At 34.1% G+C, this 16152-nt stretch carries 13 protein-coding genes; 8 read left to right on the forward strand and 5 right to left on the reverse strand.

Features of this window, described 5'->3' with window-relative positions:
- Positions 1-29: 29 nt before the first annotated feature.
- Positions 30-3719 (reverse strand): rhamnogalacturonan lyase family protein, encoded by a 3690-nt coding sequence (locus tag ACUN3A_RS06500; RefSeq protein ID WP_445550498.1) that lies wholly within the window; start codon positions 3717-3719, stop codon positions 30-32.
- 281 nt (positions 3720-4000) lie between these two features.
- Positions 4001-5086, reverse strand: coding sequence for a T9SS type A sorting domain-containing protein (locus ACUN3A_RS06505; protein WP_445550499.1), 1086 nt, complete (start codon positions 5084-5086; stop codon positions 4001-4003).
- Between the two features lie 316 nt (positions 5087-5402).
- Between ACUN3A_RS06505 and ACUN3A_RS06510 the strand changes: the two genes are divergently transcribed.
- The 3 genes from ACUN3A_RS06510 to ACUN3A_RS06520 all read left to right on the forward strand — a co-directional run bounded on the left by ACUN3A_RS06510 (position 5403) and on the right by ACUN3A_RS06520 (position 9465).
- A complete protein-coding gene (locus ACUN3A_RS06510; RefSeq protein WP_445550500.1) occupies positions 5403-6557 on the forward strand; it encodes a 5-(carboxyamino)imidazole ribonucleotide synthase in 1155 nt (384 codons plus the stop codon).
- A 108-nt stretch (positions 6558-6665) separates the two neighbouring features.
- Complete coding sequence (purE, locus tag ACUN3A_RS06515) at positions 6666-7145, forward strand: 5-(carboxyamino)imidazole ribonucleotide mutase (protein ID WP_445550501.1); 480 nt, start codon at positions 6666-6668, stop codon at positions 7143-7145.
- Positions 7146-7437: 292 nt separating this feature from the next.
- Positions 7438-9465, forward strand: coding sequence for a M3 family metallopeptidase (locus ACUN3A_RS06520; protein WP_445550502.1), 2028 nt, complete (start codon positions 7438-7440; stop codon positions 9463-9465).
- A 52-nt stretch (positions 9466-9517) separates the two neighbouring features.
- Here ACUN3A_RS06520 and ACUN3A_RS06525 read toward each other — a convergent pair whose 3' ends face one another.
- Together ACUN3A_RS06525 and ACUN3A_RS06530 are read right to left on the reverse strand one after the other, a co-directional pair.
- Positions 9518-9868 (reverse strand): type II toxin-antitoxin system HicB family antitoxin, encoded by a 351-nt coding sequence (locus ACUN3A_RS06525; protein WP_445550503.1) that lies wholly within the window; start codon positions 9866-9868, stop codon positions 9518-9520.
- 3 nt (positions 9869-9871) lie between these two features.
- A complete protein-coding gene (locus ACUN3A_RS06530) occupies positions 9872-10114 on the reverse strand; it encodes a type II toxin-antitoxin system HicA family toxin (protein WP_445550504.1) in 243 nt (80 codons plus the stop codon).
- 184 nt (positions 10115-10298) lie between these two features.
- On the opposite strand from ACUN3A_RS06530, the gene ACUN3A_RS06535 reads away from it, so the two are divergent.
- The 4 genes from ACUN3A_RS06535 to ACUN3A_RS06550 are packed head-to-tail and all read left to right on the forward strand — an operon-like array spanning position 10299 to position 12058.
- The gene (locus tag ACUN3A_RS06535; RefSeq protein ID WP_445550505.1) at positions 10299-10802 is read left to right on the forward strand and encodes a GbsR/MarR family transcriptional regulator; all 504 of its coding nucleotides are present in this window, start codon (positions 10299-10301) and stop codon (positions 10800-10802) included.
- Between the two features lie 56 nt (positions 10803-10858).
- The gene (locus ACUN3A_RS06540; protein ID WP_445550506.1) at positions 10859-11302 is read left to right on the forward strand and encodes a hypothetical protein; all 444 of its coding nucleotides are present in this window, start codon (positions 10859-10861) and stop codon (positions 11300-11302) included.
- A gap of 2 nt (positions 11303-11304) precedes the next feature.
- Positions 11305-11652, forward strand: a complete 348-nt coding sequence (locus ACUN3A_RS06545; protein ID WP_445550507.1) for a hypothetical protein — start codon at positions 11305-11307, stop codon at positions 11650-11652.
- Positions 11653-11671: 19 nt separating this feature from the next.
- Complete coding sequence (locus tag ACUN3A_RS06550; RefSeq protein WP_445550508.1) at positions 11672-12058, forward strand: hypothetical protein; 387 nt, start codon at positions 11672-11674, stop codon at positions 12056-12058.
- A 108-nt stretch (positions 12059-12166) separates the two neighbouring features.
- Here ACUN3A_RS06550 and ACUN3A_RS06555 read toward each other — a convergent pair whose 3' ends face one another.
- Positions 12167-12988, reverse strand: coding sequence for a hypothetical protein (locus ACUN3A_RS06555; RefSeq protein ID WP_445550509.1), 822 nt, complete (start codon positions 12986-12988; stop codon positions 12167-12169).
- 219 nt (positions 12989-13207) lie between these two features.
- Between ACUN3A_RS06555 and gcvP the strand changes: the two genes are divergently transcribed.
- Positions 13208-16057 (forward strand): aminomethyl-transferring glycine dehydrogenase, encoded by a 2850-nt coding sequence (gene gcvP, locus ACUN3A_RS06560; protein WP_445550510.1) that lies wholly within the window; start codon positions 13208-13210, stop codon positions 16055-16057.
- The last annotated feature ends 95 nt before the right edge of the window (positions 16058-16152 follow it).

The following is a 16152-nucleotide window of genomic DNA, read 5'->3' on the forward strand; positions in this document are numbered from 1 at the left end:
AACGAGCCGCCTTGCTATTTATTATACTATTACTTTTGTAATATAATTTTTTGGGTAGTTACACCTTCTTTAGAAGTAACTTTAACTAAATACACTCCAGCTGCCTCAGCCGAGATATCAAACAAAACTGTTTGACTTTTCCCTGTTAATAAAACATCACGTTGTTTAACCGTTTGTCCATTCAAATCAACAATCTTTATGCTTGCTTTTCCAGATTCTAAACCGTCTAATTGTAATGAAAACAAACCTGACGTTGGGTTAGGATAAACCTTTACTGTTGATGATGGCAATTCTCCATTAGCTGACGATAAACCTAAACTATTGGTATTAGCATTTACTACATAAATATTAGATGTAGGTGTTATAACATTACCTGTTGTAGGGTTAATAGCCATATCATACCCAATATAGAAGCTTGGATTTGGTGGTTGGTTATAACCTGAGTTTTGCCAAGCAACTGCTACGCGATATTGCGGATCATGCATCAATGTTGGAATACGATACGTAGTGGGAGTGTCTGTAGTGAAAATCGCAAGCTCTGTATTGTCCGATTTTTTTATTATGATTTCTTCTCTCCAGTCACCAAAGATATCAGCCTGCAAGCAAGGATTGCTTTTGGTACTATTGTTAGTCGAAACTGGGTAAGCTTGATAAATAGTGAACAAACGACCCGAACTTTTAGTAGTAGGACTCCATTTGTCTATATAACTTTTGTCAAACAATTCACGACCTAAGTCATTATCCCACCATATTCCAAAATTATAAGTAGGTACTGAGGTGCTTATTGAATTTCCTTTTGAATCATAAACATTACCACCAGAAGAACCCCACATTTCATAACCTTTATAGTTAGGATCGATATCGGCAGCCATAGAACGTCCCACATCATCAGTGCCTGTAGCAATTCCCCAATTGGTCTTTCCAGTTTTAGCGTCGACTTGTCTAAGTCCAAGAGGAGTGTAATTACTTGGAGATTCCAGATTAATCCAAATTTCTTGTCCTGGACGATCTAGATCCATGTCGGTCATGTGTAAGGCATCACCATGTCCCATGCCATAAGTCCAAAGTGGTTTCCCATCGTCGTTAATGACGCTAGAGCCATTAATTACTTCATCTTTACCATCTCCGTCCACATCACCTATGGTCATTTGGTGATTTCCTTGACTTGAATACGAATTGTATTCAGGATGAGCGGGGTCTTTACTGTCAAACTTCCATAACATTGTCAGTTGTCCATCTCTCCAGTTGTAGGCTGCACGAACTAATCTGTTGTAGTAACCACGACCAACGATTAAGCTTGGTCTAGCACCGTCAAGGTAGGCAACAGCAGACACAAAACGATCCTGACGGTTACCATAACTGTCTCCCCAGTCTGCTACATTATCTCTTGCTGGCTGATAAGTTATAGTTGACATAGCAGCACCAGTAAGTCCATTAAAAACGGTTAAAAATTCAGGACCTTGTTGTACCCAGCCAGCTGTACTGCGATAATCTACAGAAGAATTACCAATTACTGTCCCTTGACCATCAACAGTCCCATCGGCAGTTTTTAAAATAATCTCAGCTTTACCATCTCCATCAAAGTCATATACCATAAACTGATTATAGTGTGGTCCAGCATTAACATTGATTCCCAAGTCAATTCGCCACAACAAAGTGCCGTCAAGTTTATAGCAATCAAAAATTTGTTTCCCACTATACCCTCCAGCATTGTCATTAACTTTAGTAGGATCCCATTTTAGGATAATTTCATAATTACCGTCTCCATCAACATCACCCACCGAAGCATCATTGGCTGTATACGTATAAGTAACCCCATCTGGCAAAGTCCCTCCGGGAGGCATTTGGATAGGAACAGATAATCTGTTGTTTTTGAGAGGGGCACTATTACCCGGATAAATAAAAGTATTGATAGGCCACACTGTTACGGGAGTGACTTGTTGACTTTCAACTCCGTTAATAATCGTGGTAATACTATAATTATTGTTTTGTGAAGTAATGTTATCTGTGTAATTGGTTGAAGTTGTAATTGGAGCAGAATTAACTTTTACTCCATTACGGTAAACGTTGAATGCAATGCTTTGAGGATCGTTTCCAAGCAAACGCCAACTTAAATATATAGAACTTGCCGTTTTTTGCATAGCTACAAGCCCTCTAGACAAGAATTCAACCTGTTTAGGAGTTGTCACCACAGCATCAGCCACTTGTAATGTACTTAGTCTAACGGTATTACCATAAGAGGTGCCGCCACTATTAGTAGCATAGGCTCTCGTATAATAAAATGTTCCAGGAGTAAGTCCAGAAAGTGTCACGGAGAAATTCCCCATACCTCCTGTTATATCAGCAACTTTGGAGTCAGCAGTAGTAGGACTTGCATTGCTATTACTATAAACAATTCCTCTTTGTGTTATTGCCTGTCCACCATCCGATGTTATATTACCCCCTGATACCGCGCTGGTAGTAGTTATACTAGTTAAATCATTGGTAGTTAACACCGCTGGAGGTGGTGGTGGAGCATACAAACGCACAATAGGGGTAGTTACACCACTTGAATTTGCCTTTGTATAAACAACATACGGATATGGTGCGCTCCCAATAGCAATTGATGGCGAACTTGTCGGCTGATCAATACCGTTACTAACCGAAGGATCTTTCAATTCAGTCCAAGTAGTAGTACCAGCGGCCAGATAACGCACACGTGTCGGAAAAATATTAGTTGAAGCTGTATAATCTATAAAAGAGCAATACAGGTTATTCGAAGCATCACTGATTAAGCTAATATTAGGGGAATCTCTGCTAGCAAGACTTGTTTTACCACTCCAAGTAGCTGTTGTTTTATCAAAGTAAACAACAGTTGCTTTGTTTGTATTACCAGTATCAAACATTGCAATACAAAGTTTGTTCGTGCCATTATTTGCTAAACAAGCTTGACGAATACCCCCAATTGGGGTTGGATTTACACTTTCAGTCCAACCAGTACCATTAAAACTAAAAAGCGCCAAAGTACCATTAGTGTCTCCTGTAGCTGTTAACCTAGTATATAATAACCAAGGTTTATCCGTTGAATCAATTGCTAAGCTTGGTAATGCAGCAAGACCAGTAGTAGCAGGACCAGCGCCTATAGTTTCCCATACAGCCGTATCCGAGTTGAATTTTTTAACATAAGGAATTAATCCAGCATCCGTAAACGCCACATAAAGTGTATTAAAAGAATCAAATGCAATGGAGTAACGCAATCCACTAAACTTAGAGCTTGCCTGATTTACGTTTCCGGTAGAAACATACAGATTACCCTGATCATTATTTATGGCATCCCAAACTCCATTCACATAATCATACTTCTGAATTGCTAATTTAGAACCTGCCGCAACATCAATATAAGCGACATATAAATTACCAGTCGGATCGGCATAAATTTGAGTATAAGAAGCATTAGTTCCAAGATTCGTACCCACCTGTATCCAAGTACCATCACTCAAGCGTTTCTTCACTTTTGGCACTCCGCTTTCAGTATAAGCTACATAAGGAGTATAATCAACTCCATTATTCACTACAGCAATACTGGTATAGGAGGACGCAACAGATGAAATTAAACCTTCATTCCCTAAAATATTCCATGTCTGGGCAAAGCTAGAAAAAGAAGATAGAAACAAAGTTAAAATTAAAAAAGCAAACGTTTTACACGATCGCTGATAACAGAAAGTAGTTTTTTTATTCATAAATATTCACAATTAAATAATTAATAGTTAGCGTGCTAAAATTAAATTGATTTCATAAAATTAGCATCCTGTACTGTCTTGTTCCTTAAAATATTAACAAAAAAATCAAGATATTTTAGAAAAATAAATCAAAAAAGTAACCCTATTTAATAAACTATAATAAAAATCCCAAACAATTAATCATTCATTAAAAATCAGAAATACACACTCATAATAAAACATAAAAAAATCCCGAACTAATCGGGATTTTAATAATGTATGTATTTGTTAACCTAGATCAACTATTTAACAACTAATTTTTTAGTTACTGATTTTCCGTCTTTTTCTAATTGTACAAAATAAATTCCAGAAGTAAGCACTTTGTTTGAACTTAAATCATAAGAATTCCCTGTTCCAACAGTAGCTTTATATATTACTTGACCTAAAGTATTATGTATACTCAAATTCGCTCCTTCATAACCACTAGGCAATGAGATTGTAAATTTTCCATCAGTTGAAGGATTAGGATATACTTTTACTATATCTGTTTTTTCGAAGGAATCAGTACCTAAACTAGCAACTGCAGTAACATTTGTATTAGTACCATCGTAAGTCACAACTATTTGCTTACCAGCACCAGGGACAATTTTATTCGCCGTAACATATCCATTAATAAATGCTGTCTGATCACCTCCCAATATTAATGTTCCTCCATTAATATTCAAAACACCAACACCTGCAGCAGATTTAGGAGACTCTGTAATAGCAAGACCAGGAACTCCAACTCTTAGTAAATTTGTTTTTAAAACCCCTCCATTAAGATTGACAGTTCCAGAATTATAATAACCTCCAATTATAATACTATTACTAGTCGAAGCACTTTGATCAACAGACACTGTTCCACCATTTATATTTAATGTACAAGCACCACGTTCTGCTACGATTAAAAAAGCTTTAGCATTTAAGGTTCCTCCATTAACTGTTACTGTTGCCGGATTAACAGGTGCAGTACCCACACCTAGATAAAGTGAATTCCTAACATTCATAGTACCACTGTCAACCGTCAAAGAACTTCCCAAATATGATGTTGCACTAACCGTTAGATTTGCTTGAACACCTAAACTACCATTTGGATTTATAGCCAACGAAGAGATTGTAGTTGTACTACTAACAACGGGATTAAATGCCCCTGGATTAACAACAACAACTCCTGCTGCAACGGGAGCAATACCTGTATCCCAGTTAGTGGCAGTTGTGAAATTAGTATCAGTTGCTCCTGTCCAATTTTGAGCATTTAAATTTACTGATGCCATAAAAGCTACAGCAAAAAGCAAAGAAGCTTTATTTGTTTTTAATTGTTTAATCGTAATAGAGTAATTTTTTTTCATAATTTATATATTTAATTAATTAGCACTGTAAAACAAGGAAATAAATAAAAAAACTCTATCCTGTACTATCCTGTGGAACTCAAAAAATACATAAATTTTTAAGATAAAAAATAAATTATACATTTATAAAGCAGAATTTATTTAATGATTATTCATTTTTATAGCAATTCATTTATTTCACAGAAAGCCTCAAAAAATCAACAAACATCAATTTTATAATAAAAAAATTATTTATTCTATTTTCAAATAGTATACTCCTATCTTTTTATTTTTGGTCATTTAAAAGTATCTTTGCACTCTATAAATTTTAGACAAAATGAATTATTTTTCTTCTGATTTTAAATTAGGAATTCTTGGCGGTGGACAATTGGGTAAAATGTTATTATCTGACACTCGAAAATTCGACATACAAACGTATGTACTTGATCCTAGCGATGAAGCTCCTTGCAAAATAGCCTGTAATCATTTTTTTCAAGGTGACCTGATGGATTTTGAGACCGTCTATAATTTTGGAAAACAAGTAGATGTTTTAACTTTCGAAATTGAATTAGTCAATCTTGATGCGTTAGAAAAATTGGAAAACGAAGGCTTAAAAGTATATCCTTCGCCAAAAACCTTGAAATTGATTCAAAACAAAGGCATTCAGAAAGATTTTTATATTAAAAACAATATTCCAACAGCTCCTTTCAAACGCTACGCAACCCTAAAAGACTTGGTAGTTGATTTAGTAGAATCTAATATTCAACTTCCTTTTGTATGGAAATGTACCGAATTTGGATATGATGGTAACGGCGTAAAAATCATTCGTCAAACTTCTGATTTGGAAAATTTACCGAATGTAGAATGTATCGCAGAAACGATGGTACCTTTTAAAAACGAATTGGCTGTTATTGTTTGTCGCAATCCCAACGGAGAAATAAAAACCTATCCTGTAGTTGAAATGGAGTTTCACCCTGAAGCCAATCAGGTTGAATATGTAATTTGTCCAGCTCGAATAGACAAAAAAGTGGCCGATGAAGCAAGAGTAATTGCCTTGAATGTTTCGCAGCAATTTAACCATGTTGGTTTATTGGCTGTTGAAATGTTCCAAACCGAAAACGATGAAATCTTGGTAAACGAAGTTGCTCCTCGCCCACACAATTCGGGTCATTACAGCATTGAAGCGAGTTATACTTCACAGTTTGAAAATCATTTGCGAGCGATTCTTAATTTGCCTCTTGGAAATACCGATAGCAAAGCAGCCGGAATTATGGTTAATCTATCAGGTGCCGAAGGTTTCTCTGGAGATGTGATTTACGAAAACATTGAGAAAATATTAGGTTGGAATGGTGTTACACCTCACATTTACGGGAAAAAACAAACTCGCCCTTTTAGAAAAATGGGGCACGTTACCATAGTAAACGAAAATATGGCCGAAGCAAGAAAAATTGCCGAGGATGTGAAGAATACAATAAGAGTAATTTCTAAATAATGAAAAGATTGAATGATTTAAAGATTGAAAAAAAATGGTAAAACCACAAACTTCTATCTTTACAAAAATCTTTAAATCATTTAATTTTTAAATCTTTAAATAAATAAAATGAAAGTAGCCATAATAATGGGAAGCATCTCAGACATGCCGGTCATGCAGGATGCCATAGATATATTAAAAGAATTTGGAATCGAAACCGAAGTAGATATTGTTTCGGCACACAGAACACCTGAAAAATTATTCGATTTTAGCAAAAACGCACACAATCGTGGGATTTCGGTAATTATTGCTGGAGCAGGTGGAGCAGCACATTTACCTGGAATGGTAGCATCAATGTCTCCACTTCCAGTAATTGGAGTTCCTGTAAAATCAAGCAATTCAATTGACGGTTGGGATTCAGTATTATCAATTCTGCAAATGCCTGGAGGCGTTCCTGTTGCAACAGTAGCTTTAAACGGAGCTAAAAATGCCGGAATCCTTGCTGCACAAATTATTGGAAGTAGCGACAAAACTGTTTTAGAAAAAATTATTACTTATAAAGAAGGACTTAAAGAAGCGGTTTACAAATCTTCTGAAAAACTTAAATAAATAAAAAAAGCTCCTTTATAAAAGGAGCTTTTTTGAATATTGTAAAAATCTAAACTCGGGGAAATTTAGGATTACCAATATAAATTTCTTTTGATTTGGGAACAAAAAGAGCTTATCATTTTCGACTGAATTAATTCGTTTAACAAATTAACTACTCGCCAAAAGTATATAAAAAATCGACAAAACGCATATTTGTTTGGGAATTTTATAAATTTTTATTGTTTTTAATTTTTGAAATAAAAAAAATAAAGTCATAGAAACCAATTATTTGACACAAAATAGATCTTGAATTATGAATATATTACTCCAAAAATTTGATACAAAGCTAGATACTGCGCCATTTTCTAAAATAAAAAACGAAAATTACCTTCCTGCTTTTCAAGAAGGGATTAAATTAGCAAAAGCCGAAATTGACGCCATAGTTAACAATACAAAAAATCCTACTTTCGAAAACACAATTGAAACTTTAGCGTTTAGTGGAGACACTTTAGACCGAATTTCTAACATCTTTTTCAATTTAAATTCTGCTGAAACGAGCGAAGAAATGCAAAAAATCGCTCAAGAGGTTTCACCTTTACTCTCTGAATTTGGAAATGACATTACACTAAACGCAGATTTATTTGCCAAAGTAAAAACCGTTTATGATCAAAGAGACACTTTAAACTTAAATACAGAACAAACTACGCTGCTTGACAAACAATACAAAAGTTTTTCTAGAAATGGAGCCAATTTAGCTGAAGATAAAAAAAATCAATTACGAGAAATTGATAAAGAGTTATCAAAATTGAGTTTACAATTTGGTGAAAATGTTTTAGCAGAAACCAATGCTTTCGAATTACACCTAACGGATGAAAAAGATCTAGCAGGTTTACCAGAAGGCACAATCGAAGCCGCTCGTTCATTGGCGAAAGCACAAGAAAAAGAAGGCTGGATTTTTACTTTAGACCATCCTAGTTACATTCCGTTTTTGACGTATGCGGACAATCGCGAATTACGCAAAAAAATGGCTATCGCTTTTGGCGCCAGATGTTTTCAAAATGACAAATTAGACAACCAAGAAATAGTCTTAAAAATAGCCAAATTACGTTTTGACAGAGCCAATCTTTTGGGTTACAAAACGCACGCTCATTTTGTATTAGAAGAACGTATGGCTCAAAATCCTGAGAAAGTATTATCGTTTTCAAATGATTTATTAGCCAAAGCAAAACCAGCTGCACTAAAAGAATTTGAACAGTTATCGGCTTTCGCTAAAAAATTAGACGGAATCGAAAAGCTTGAAAAATGGGATGGTGCTTATTATTCAGAAAAATTAAAACAGCAATTATTCAATTTGGATGATGAAAAACTGAAACCTTATTTTCAATTAGAAAAAGTTCTGAACGGTGCTTTTTCTATTGCTGGTAAACTATATGGATTGACTTTTACAGAAGTATTTGATATCGATAAATACCACGAAGAAGTAATGACGTATGAAGTAAAAGACGAAAACAATGATTTGGTAGCTGTATTTTATGCTGATTTCTTTCCGAGAAAAGGTAAACGTAATGGTGCTTGGATGACTTCTTTCAAATCACAATATATCAAAAATGGTGTAAACGAAAGACCTCATATTTCTAATGTTTGCAACTTTACAAAACCCACCGAAACCAAACCATCCCTTTTAACTTTCAACGAAGTAACAACATTATTTCACGAATTTGGTCACGGATTACATGGTATGTTAGCTAATACAACTTATCCAAGTTTATCAGGAACTTCTGTTTATTGGGATTTTGTAGAATTACCAAGTCAGATTATGGAAAACTGGTGTTACGAACCAGAAGCTTTGGCTTTGTTTGCAAATCATTATGAAACTGGCGAAGTTATTCCACAGGAATATGTAGAAAAAATCAAAGAAAGTGCTAGTTTTCAAGAAGGTTTGGCAACTATGCGCCAATTGAGTTTCGGATTATTAGATATGGCTTGGCACGGACAAGACCCTACTAATATTACCGACATCAAAGCTTTTGAAACCGAGCAGTTTGCTTCGACACAATTGTATCCTGATGTAAAGGAAAATGCGATGAGTACGGCCTTTTCACATATTTTTCAAGGAGGATATTCTTCTGGATATTACAGCTACAAATGGGCTGAAGTCTTGGATGCTGATGCTTTTGCTTATTTTCAGGAAAAAGGAATTTTCAATAAAGAAGTGGCTACAAAATTCAAAGACAATGTCCTTTCAAAAGGAGGAACTGAATTGCCAATGGAATTGTACAAACGTTTTAGAGGACAAGAACCTAAACCGGATGCTTTGTTGAAAAGAGCGGGGTTAATTTAGATTTTACGATTATTAGATATTTTAGAAACCGAAGTAGCAATGCTTCGGTTTTTTAATTTAAAACCTCTTCGTGTTTTACTATATAATTCAATGCTTCTTTGACAACATCATTCAGATTCAGTCCTTTTTTGAAAGCTAAAAGAGCCGTTTTTTGATGTAATTCCTGTGACACACGAACATTAAAAGAACCTTTAAAAACTTTGTCGGGTGCTTTATTTAAAGCTACACAAGTTTCTAAATAATCAAGAACAGATTCGTGAAAAGATTTTTCTAATTCATCTACCGAAGTTCCTTCAAAAGTTACTAAATCATTTATTCCCTGAATTTTTCCAAAGAAAATTTTGTCTTCGGCAGAAAATTCAACAGTCCCTATATACCCTTTATACTCCAAATAATTTTTCATTTTCTACAATTTTAAAAAATCAATAATAATATCCAATTGATACGATTTCAAAACTTTCTGAGGATGCGGTTCATGCAAACTAATAATTTGTTTTTCGCTATTGACAAATTTTCTCCTCGAACCACCTGTCTTCCCTTGTGCAATTTGTTCAAAACCAAAATAATTCAATACTTTAAGCATTTCATCCCAAGTGAAATCTTTAGGTTTTGATTTTAGCTTTTCTATTAACTTTTCAACTTTACCCATACAAAGATACTATTTTTTATTTGCAACTAAAAAATAGTTACAAAGTCTATTTATTATTAATACTTTATTCAAATATAAAAAAATTCTTTCAAATAAATGTTTCCTAAAATAAACTTTCATTTATTATTGAAAGTTTAAAAACTTTTACTTACATTTGTTTCAACAAAAGGAAATTAATCTAAAAATGGAATTCAAAGAAGCAAAAAATAAATTCGTTCAAACCTGGGGAGCATTAGGTTCTCAATGGGGAATTAATAAAACTATGGCACAGATCCATGCTTTATTGATGGTTTCGAACGAAGCAGTTTCGATGGAAAATATTATGGATGAATTGCAAATTTCTCGTGGAAATGCCAGTATGAATTTGAGAGCCTTAATGGATTGGGGAATTGTTTACAAAGAATATAAAGTTGGAGAAAGAAGAGAATTTTTTACCGCCGAAAAAGACTTAGATGAATTAGCATCCAAAATTGCCAGAGAAAGAAGTAAAAGAGAAATCAAACCTGCTCTTAAAATTTTAAAAGAAGTTTCCTCAATTGAATCCAAAGATACCGCAGAAGAAAAACACTTTGTTGATCAAACAACTAAACTATATGATTTCGTTTTAAAAGCAGATAATATGCTAGACAAAATGACTGAATTTAATGAAAACTGGTTAGGCAAGTTGGTTTTAAAAATAATGAAATAAAAAAATTTAATCAAAAACTTTCATTTTTTTCTGAAAGTTTAAAATACTTAATAACTATGAATGCAACAATACCAAATTGGCTGATAATTCTAAGCGGAATAGGTCAAATATTTACTGCTCTTATTTATCCATACATTCGACATAATGTTTTTGATCGGTACAATGATGTTAAACAACTCAAACCACTCAATCAGGAAATTGCTAAAACTTATGGAAGGTACATTCAAGGATTAAATTTTTGTTTTGGGTTAATTGCAATAGTATTTACTACTGAATTAAAAGAACAATCAGCTTTAGCAGTTGCATTAACTGGATTAATTGCTATGTACTGGGTTGGAAAAGTAGCTACTCAAATTGCTTATTATCCAATGTATCAGATTCCGAAAAAATTAGTTTTCAAAATTGGAAGCTACTGTATGAATACCTTATTTGTATTATTTGCAGTAGTAAATTCAGCTTTGTTCATTTACAATTCGATTGGACATTATAAACTACTATAATCATGAACCTCAACATCATCGGGTATTTTATTTACCTCAGCATAACGGTTTTTATTATTCTGAAAGTTGGTAAAATCTGCTATAAAAACGGAAATATATTCGTCGCTGAATTGATTCCAAATCACACTGATTTATGCCAAAAAATCAATCAGATTTTGCTACTGGGCTATTATCTTTTGAACATCGGTTACTGCGCCATGACTTTAATTTCATGGGAGAAAATACTTTCGACCAATCAACTCATAGAAGTTATCGCTATAAAAACAGCAACAATCGTTTTTATTATTTCGGCACTGCATTACATGAACATTATAATTCTAACCAAATACATTCACAAATTAATTAAATAACATTTAAATACTTATTATTATGGAAACTACAAAAATTCTAATCGGTTATGCAATCTATTTACCAATTGCAATCTTATTGACCTATTATGTTTCAAGAACATTATTCCAAAACGGAAAAATATACATGCTCGACATTTTCAAAGACAGAGAAGAAATTGCGAATGCTACAAACAAACTTTTTGAAACTGGGTTTTATCTCCTCAATCTAGGATTTGCCTTGATGATATTAACCATAAGCGAATACAAAAACGATTATCAAACACTTATCGAAGCTTTGAGTTATAAAATTGGAGGATTTTCTATCTACCTTGGCTTCATGTTATTCTTCAATTTATACTTCTTTTTTAGAGGAAAAAGAAAAGCTAAAGAAGCTCAAAATGAAGAAAGAATTGTTTTTAAAGGATAACTATTCTTCTAATATGTATAAAGCCGAAGCATTGCTACTTCGGCTTTTTTTATTTCAAAAACTCACTAAAATTATCCGCAGACTTTACATCAAATAAAGTGTTTTCTATTATGCTTTTAAAAACGTAAAAATCATCAGCCACCAAAAAATCGGCACTGATTCTACCCAAACAGAAGTGTAATATTTAGACCGATTTACATTGGCAAATACAATAAACAAACTCAACATTGTAATAATTATGATATTAATAAAGAAATTGGTGAGAGTAAATATGGATAGTGATAATTCTAATAAACAAAACGGTATCAATAACAGCAATCCTAAAATTTTTGTTCGCTTTACTCCAATCTTTTGAGGTACAGTTTGCAAATATGGATCGTCGTTTGCCAAATCCAGAATTTCAAAAATAAGAATCATTACAAAAAACAAAATAAATCGCTGGATACATTTGATGAAGAAATCTAAAGAAAATGAAATTCCAGCATTAATTAACGGCAAAACTAAAGTTGCTCCTACCCAACAAATAGCGACCATATAAATTTTAACTCCAGTCCAATTTCGGGCATTTCTTCTATTGGGAAAAAAAGGAAGCGTGTACAATACTGTTATCGCCAAAATTCCAAACGCAACTATTTGAGTAATTCGCTTTAGCTGAAAAAAATAATAACCAACCAAAACAAACGAAACCAAACTCAAAAGAGCTATACCTTTTAATGAATTACTTATCGGATATTTTTTTACCCGAACCAAAGCATCATATTTTACAAAATTATATCCTACAATTGTTCCAAAAAAAGCAAATAAAGCCATTGGTTCATCATACTGAATATGAAACATATGAAACGTGATTCGCACCAATGTATAACAGGACAAAGCCACATGAATACTGCAATTCAAGTAAAAATCTAATAGTTGCTTCAATAATTTCATTTCTTAAATCTAATCAATTATTAACAAATCAAGTCTTTAGTTATAAATTTCACAAAAATTGAAGTTAAAAATACCCTATAAACTATTAATAATACTTAATTTTGCGCCACAAAAAAACAACATATTACTGTAAAATGTAACAAACTTTGTATAAACTTAATTTGAATCAAGAATATACTTTGCAAATTACGTTTCTTTTTTAAAAATATATAGCTACAAATGAAAACAGATGCTTTTGCTTTAAGACACATAGGTACGGGAGAATCCGACCTAGAACAGATGTTAAAAACAATCGGAGTTGACTCGATAGAACAACTTATTTATGAGACACTTCCGGATGATATTCGTCTAAAAGCGCCTTTGAATTTAGACCCTGAAATGACGGAATATGAATATTTAAAACATATTACGCTTTTAGGAAGCAAAAATAAAATGTTCAAAACCTACATTGGTTTAGGTTATAATCAAGCTATTGTTCCTGCTGTTATTCAGCGAAATGTGTTTGAAAACCCAGGCTGGTACACTGCTTATACCCCTTACCAAGCCGAAATTGCTCAAGGTCGTCTAGAAGCTATTTTGAATTTCCAAACTACTGTTATCGAATTATCAGGAATGGAAATTGCTAACGCTTCACTTCTTGACGAAGGTACAGCTGCAGCCGAAGCTATGGCATTATTACTTGATGTAAGAACAAGAGATCAAAAGAAAGCTAATGTTTGTAAATTCTTCGTTTCCGAAGAAATTCTACCACAAACTTTATCAGTTTTACAAACACGTTCTACTCCAATCGGAGTAGAATTAGTAATAGGAAATCACGAAACTTTTGATTTCTCTACTGAATTCTTTGGAGCAATCCTTCAGTATCCAGGGAAATTTGGACAAGTAAACGATTATACTGCTTTTATTGCTAAAGCAGCTGAAAACAACATCAAAGTAGCTGTTGCTGCTGATATTTTGAGTTTGGCAAAACTAACTCCTCCAGGAGAAATGGGAGCTGCGGTAGTTCTTGGAACAACACAACGTTTTGGGATTCCATTAGGCTACGGTGGTCCTCATGCGGCTTACTTTGCTACCAAAGAAGAATACAAGCGTTCTATGCCAGGAAGAATCATTGGTGTAACGGTTGATACTAATGGGAATCGTGCTTTGCGTATGGCTTTACAAACTCGTGAGCAACACATCAAACGTGACAAAGCAACTTCAAACATTTGTACAGCACAGGTTTTATTGTCTGTTATGGCAAGTATGTATGCTGTTTATCATGGTCCAAAAGGATTGAAATATATTGCTAATAAAGTACATGCTTCGGCGGTTACTTTAGCAAATACCTTAGCAAAATTAGGGTTCGAACAAACGAATACCGCTTTCTTTGATACTATTGTAATAAAAGCAGATGCTAAAAAAATAAAAGAAATCGCCGAAGCTAACGAAGTGAATTTCTTTTATCCAAACGAAAATTCGGTTTCTATTTCATTAAACGAAACTATCGGTTTTGCTGATTTGAATAAAGTAGTTTCTATTTTCGCTACTGCAAAAAATGTGGAAACAATCACTATTGATGAATTATCAGAAACGAATCATTTCCCAGAAAGTTTAGTTAGAACCTCAACGTTCTTGCAACACGAAGTTTTCAATAAATATCATTCAGAAACAGCTTTGATGCGTTACATCAAAATGTTAGAACGCAAAGATTTAGCATTGAATCACTCAATGATTTCGTTAGGATCTTGTACAATGAAACTAAATGCAGCAGCCGAAATGTTGCCTTTGAGTTCTCCAAGTTGGAACAGCATTCACCCTTTTGCTCCTTTAGATCAAGCACAAGGATACCAAGAAATGTTGGCTAAATTAGAAGAGCAATTAAACGAAATTACTGGTTTTGCTGCCACTACCTTACAACCTAATTCTGGTGCGCAAGGAGAATACGCAGGATTAATGGTAATTCAAGCCTATCACCAATCTCGTGGCGATCACCACAGAGACATTGCTTTAATTCCATCATCAGCACACGGTACAAATCCAGCGTCTGCAGCGATGGCAGGAATGAAAGTCGTAGTTACTAAAACACTTGAAAACGGAAATATAGACGTTGAAGACTTACGTGAAAAAGCAATTTTACACAAAGATAACTTGTCTTGTGTAATGATTACGTATCCATCAACGCACGGTGTTTACGAAAGTGCTATTAAAGAAATCACCAAAATCATCCATGATAACGGCGGACAAGTATATATGGATGGTGCCAATATGAACGCTCAAGTTGGATTAACAAATCCTGCAACTATTGGAGCTGACGTATGTCACTTGAACTTACACAAGACTTTCGCTATTCCTCACGGAGGTGGAGGACCGGGTGTAGGACCTATTTGTGTAGCACCTCAATTAGCTCCGTTCTTACCAACCAATCCTGTTGTTAGTACCGGAGGAGAAAACGCAATTACAGCTATTTCTGCTGCTCCTTGGGGATCAGCATTAGTTTGTTTGATTTCTTACGGATACATCAAAATGTTAGGTGCCGAAGGATTAAAATCAGCTACAGAACACGCTATTTTAAATGCTAACTATATCAAAGAAAAATTAAGCGGTCATTACGATACTTTATATTCTGGAGAAATGGGTCGTGCAGCTCACGAAATGATTTTAGAATGTCGTCCTTTCAAACAAAAAGGAATTGAAGTTACTGATATCGCAAAACGTTTAATGGATTACGGTTTCCACGCACCAACAGTTTCTTTCCCAGTTGCTGGAACTTTAATGATCGAACCAACAGAGAGCGAAAACTTAGAAGAATTAGATCGTTTTTGTGACGCTATGATTTCAATTAGAAAAGAAATTGAAGCATCAACAATCGAAGATTCAAATAATGTATTAAAAAATTCTCCTCATACTTTAGCCATGCTAACAACGGAGACTTGGAATTTTCCTTACACTAGAGAACAAGCCGCTTTCCCATTAGAATATATCGCTGAAAATAAATTCTGGCCTTCTGTCCGTAGAGCCGATGATGCTTTTGGAGATAGAAATTTAGTGTGCAGTTGTGCGCCTATCGAAGCATACATGGAAAGCTAGAAATTATAAAAACTTTATTAAACAAAAATGCCTCGAAGTCTTCAAGGTATTTTTGTTTAATAAATTATTTGTCGTTAAAAATCATACTCTTTAAC

The sequence above is a fragment of the Flavobacterium sp. WC2509 genome (assembly GCF_052683105.1).

What these genes read in the sequence shown, in the direction of transcription:
- ACUN3A_RS06500 (WP_445550498.1), bottom strand. Translation starts at nt 3,719, where the DNA reads ATGAATAAAAAAACTACTTTCTGTTATCAGCGATCGTGTAAAACGTTT.
- ACUN3A_RS06505 (WP_445550499.1), bottom strand. Translation starts at nt 5,086, where the DNA reads ATGAAAAAAAATTACTCTATTACGATTAAACAATTAAAAACAAATAAA.
- ACUN3A_RS06510 (WP_445550500.1), top strand. Translation starts at nt 5,403, where the DNA reads ATGAATTATTTTTCTTCTGATTTTAAATTAGGAATTCTTGGCGGTGGA.
- purE (WP_445550501.1), top strand. Translation starts at nt 6,666, where the DNA reads ATGAAAGTAGCCATAATAATGGGAAGCATCTCAGACATGCCGGTCATG.
- ACUN3A_RS06520 (WP_445550502.1), top strand. Translation starts at nt 7,438, where the DNA reads ATGAATATATTACTCCAAAAATTTGATACAAAGCTAGATACTGCGCCA.
- ACUN3A_RS06525 (WP_445550503.1), bottom strand. Translation starts at nt 9,868, where the DNA reads ATGAAAAATTATTTGGAGTATAAAGGGTATATAGGGACTGTTGAATTT.
- ACUN3A_RS06530 (WP_445550504.1), bottom strand. Translation starts at nt 10,114, where the DNA reads ATGGGTAAAGTTGAAAAGTTAATAGAAAAGCTAAAATCAAAACCTAAA.
- ACUN3A_RS06535 (WP_445550505.1), top strand. Translation starts at nt 10,299, where the DNA reads ATGGAATTCAAAGAAGCAAAAAATAAATTCGTTCAAACCTGGGGAGCA.
- ACUN3A_RS06540 (WP_445550506.1), top strand. Translation starts at nt 10,859, where the DNA reads ATGAATGCAACAATACCAAATTGGCTGATAATTCTAAGCGGAATAGGT.
- ACUN3A_RS06545 (WP_445550507.1), top strand. Translation starts at nt 11,305, where the DNA reads ATGAACCTCAACATCATCGGGTATTTTATTTACCTCAGCATAACGGTT.
- ACUN3A_RS06550 (WP_445550508.1), top strand. Translation starts at nt 11,672, where the DNA reads ATGGAAACTACAAAAATTCTAATCGGTTATGCAATCTATTTACCAATT.
- ACUN3A_RS06555 (WP_445550509.1), bottom strand. Translation starts at nt 12,988, where the DNA reads ATGAAATTATTGAAGCAACTATTAGATTTTTACTTGAATTGCAGTATT.
- gcvP (WP_445550510.1), top strand. Translation starts at nt 13,208, where the DNA reads ATGAAAACAGATGCTTTTGCTTTAAGACACATAGGTACGGGAGAATCC.